A 3,299-nucleotide genomic window follows, 5' to 3' on the forward strand; every position below is an offset into this window, starting at 1 on the left:
CCCTCGGCAACCACAATGGCGTTGTCCACCAGCATCCCCATGGCGATGATCAGCGCACCCAGTGAAATCCGCTCCATCTCGATCGAGAACATGTTCATGAAAAACAACGTGCCGACCACGGTCAGCAGCAAGGTAGAGCCCACCACCACGGCGGCGCGCCAGCCCATGAACAGGGCCAGAACCACAACAACAATGCTGACCGACATCGCCAGGTTGACCAGGAAGTCGTTCGAGGCCTGCTCAACCACCACATGCTGCTGGTAGATCGGTTTCAGGTCCACGCCATAGGGGATCCGGCTGTCCAATGCGGCCAGTTTGGCATCGACGTTCTGCCCCACTTCGACGATGTTTTCGGTGGCAAGGCCGGCAATGCCCAGGGTAAAGGCCTCAACCCCGTCAAAGCGGATCAGCAGGTCCGGGTCGCTGATGCGGCCGCGGTGGACGTCGGCCATGTCGATCACATTGACCACTTCGCCCTGCGAGCCGATGGTGAGGCCTGCAATTTCCGTGACCGAGTCCGAGCCTTCCGGGGCGCTGAGCCGGGTGTCCGCGGCGCCTGCCTCAAGACTGCCGGAGGGCCGGACAGAGTTGGCATTGGCCAAAGCGCTGCTGATAGCGCCGACCGGGATGTTCTGATTGACCGCAATCGCCATTTTGGGTTCGACAAAGACCGCCTCGGGCGGCAGGCCTGTGATTTCTACATCGGCCACGCCGTCCACTGTCAGCAGCTCGCGCCGCAGGTAGGTGGCCAGCTCGTGTTTTTCGGCGTCGCTGTAGCCCTCGGCGGTGACCGCGTAGAACAGGCCGAACACATCGCCAAAACCGTCGTTGACGTATGGCTGGCTGACGCCTTCAGGCAGGGCGCGGGCCGCATCGCGGACTTCGGCGCGCAGTTTGGTCCAGATCGCAGGCAGTTCGGTGCCGTCGTAAGTGTCCTGCATCTCCACTTCGATCAGCGAAGAGCCGGGCCGGTTCACCGAGGTGATCCGTTTCACCTCGCCCATTTTCTGGATCGCGGATTCCAGCGGTTCCGAGACTTCCAGCGCCACCTGGGCACTGCTGGCGCCGGGGTACTGGGTCGCGATGACCGCGGATTTGATGGTAAAAGCCGGATCTTCCAGGCGGCCAAGGTTCAGAAAGCCCCAGATCCCGCCGAACAAGGCGGCGAGCATGATGAGCCAGGTGTAAAGCGGCCGGTTGATCGACCCGCGTGCAATGTCCATGCGCCCGCCCTCAGTTGCCGAAGCCGGTGAAACGGCTGACCTGCTGGCCGTCTTCCAGCGCGGTGCCGCCGGTCAGCACGATCTCTTCGCCGCCCTTGAGGCCCTCCGCAATCCGGAAGTCGCCGTTCTGGGTCGCTTCGACCTTTACCGGGGTCCAGGTGACGGTGCCGTCTTCGGCGCCTGCCGGGGCAAACACCATCACCCCGGTGCTGCCATCGGCGGCGGCGACCAGCGCGGTGCCGGGCACCCGGATCGCGGTATCGCCGGTATCAACGCGCACATTCACCGTGGCCGAGGCGCCGGGCAGGATCTGGCGGTCGTCGGGCGGGGTCAGGCGGAAAGTCACCCGGTAGGTCTGGCCAACGCTGCTGGCCTCGGCGTCGAATTCCAGGATTTCCAGCGGATAGTCTGTGTCCTGGCCGGGGAAATTGGCCACAATCGTCAGCACATCGCTTTGATCGGCCTGCTGGAACAGAACCTCGGGCACGTCCACCTTGATGTGCAGTTCGGACATGTCGTGCAGCCGCACAACCGGGGTGCCGGCGGAGATGGTGGTGAATTGCTCCACCTCGCGGCTGGAGACCAGCGCATCAAACGGAGCATTCAGGGTTGCATGGCCAAGCGCATAGTCGGCATCCCGCAGGGCGACACGGGCCAGGCCCGCCTCGGTCTCGGCGTCGTCAATCGAGACCTGGCTGACGGTGCCGCTCAGCTTTTCCAGCCGCACCACCGTTCGGTCGGCCTGTTGCTTGCGCAGCTGCGCCTGTTCCAGCTGCAGCTCGAACGGCTCAAGGTCCAGTTCGGCAATCAGCCCGCCCTGCGCGACAGAGCCGCCTTCGGTGACCGGGAATTTCAGGATCTGCCCGCTGACCTGGAAGGCCAGATCAACTGTCTGCTTGGCGGCAACCTGGCCAAAGAACTGCCGTTCCAGCAGCAGGGAGTCCGATGAGGTTTGCAGCAGTTTCACGGGCTTCAGCGATTCCTGAGCCGCGGCGGCCGCGGATAGGGCGGCAATACCGCCCGCAAGGGCAAGGGATCTGCTCCAACGCATTCTAGTCACTCCTTCCGGGCGGTTTTGCCGCCTGTCCGCATCATTGTCTTGTTCGCTGCCGCGCCCGGTCGCGCAATCAGCCCGCAGATCAGCCAGTACGCCGGTCTGCCGGGGAATTTGCGGCCTATATCCCAGTTGAAGGAACTTTCCTGTGAACGAGGTCACAATGCAACGGTTTCCAAAGGGCATGCGGTTTTCCTGCCGCACAATAATGCAGTTAGCGGAGGGTAAGCCCGCCGCAAATTGCGGCCGGTATGACAGCTTGAGGAGACAAACAGATGGAGCGCTCAGACGTGCTCGAAGCGATGGGGAAACTGAAGCTCTACGGGATGAGGACCTCCTACGATGAGATCATCACCACCGCGGTCAAGCGCCAGCATGAGCCCCGGCAGATCATCGGGGACTTGCTGACCGCTGAGATCAGCGGGAAGCAGGCGCGCTCCATCAAATACCAGATGACCATCGCCAAGCTCCCCCTGGCCAAGGAACTGGAGGAGTTCAGCTTCGAAGCGACCGAGATCAACGAGACTCTGATCCGTGATCTGGCCGCCGGAGACTTCCTCGATCACCAGCGCAACCTCGTGCTGATCGGCGGAACAGGCACCGGCAAAACCCACCTCGCCGTCAGTATCGCCCGCGCCTGCATCCGGAAGGGCCGGCGCGGACGGTTCTTCAATGTCGTCGACCTGGTGAACATACTGGATGCCGAAGCCCGCGCGGAGCGACAGGGCCGAATCGCCGATCTGATTTCCCGCCTCGACTTCCTGATCCTGGATGAGCTTGGCTATCTGCCCTTTGCTCAAACCGGCGGCCAGCTTCTGTTCCACCTGATCAGCAAGCTCTATGAGCGCACCTCGATTATCGTCACAACAAATCTGGACTTCGGCAAATGGCCCAGCGTCTTCGGTGACGCAAAGATGACAACGGCTTTATTGGACCGCCTCACGCATCACTGTGAAATTGTGGAAACCGGCAACGAAAGCTGGCGGTTCAAAAACAGAGCTTAACGACCAGCCGCACCACCG

3 protein-coding genes are annotated in these 3,299 nt (G+C 62.2%); 1 reads left to right on the top strand and 2 read right to left on the bottom strand.

What is annotated here, in order from left to right; translation table 11 throughout:
- Positions 1-1,223: efflux RND transporter permease subunit (locus A2I95_RS28395; RefSeq protein ID WP_291735298.1), on the bottom strand; the 1,223-nt coding region annotated here is incomplete at its 3' end.
- A 10-nt stretch (positions 1,224-1,233) separates the two neighbouring features.
- Positions 1,234-2,274: an efflux RND transporter periplasmic adaptor subunit gene (locus A2I95_RS28400; RefSeq protein WP_291735300.1), complete on the bottom strand. Its 1,041-nt coding sequence runs from the start codon at positions 2,272-2,274 to the stop codon at positions 1,234-1,236.
- Between the two features lie 278 nt (positions 2,275-2,552).
- Here A2I95_RS28400 and istB point away from each other — a divergent pair, with 278 nt between their 5' ends.
- On the top strand, positions 2,553-3,281 hold the full coding sequence (gene istB, locus A2I95_RS28405) for an IS21-like element helper ATPase IstB (RefSeq protein WP_291735302.1): 729 nt from the start codon (positions 2,553-2,555) through the stop codon (positions 3,279-3,281).
- Positions 3,282-3,299 lie beyond the last annotated feature (18 nt).

Source organism: Leisingera sp. F5 (assembly GCF_001593695.1).